Raw genomic sequence first — 273 nt, 5'->3', positions numbered from 1 at the left:
TTTCTATATGGGAGCTTGATTGTCGTACTCATGGCTGTTGTATGGCTAGCAATGGCAAAGATACGAGCACTGCGGCCTGTTGCCGCAGGTATCAATCTTGTGTTCATTGTTTTGCTGATATTTGCAATCAGCCTGTCAAGCCATAGTGCTTCTCTAAACGGTTTGCACGGGATGATTAGCAGTAGTCTCCATATGGTGGCGATGGCTTTTTGGATTGGGCCATTGCTCGTCATCGGTCTTTATGGAACGTCACTTGTCAATGCGTTAAAGTTT

At 45.4% G+C, this 273-nt stretch carries 1 pseudogene; it reads left to right on the top strand.

From position 1 onward, the window contains the following. Positions 1-273: pseudogene (locus CHH91_RS20700) on the top strand (hypothetical protein); the annotation flags it as partial.

Source organism: Virgibacillus sp. 7505 (assembly GCF_002272135.1).
Lineage (GTDB): Bacteria > Bacillota > Bacilli > Bacillales > Amphibacillaceae > Terribacillus.
The sequence above is the reverse complement of the archived record's forward strand: the minus strand, read 5'-3'. Positions and strand labels throughout refer to the sequence as shown.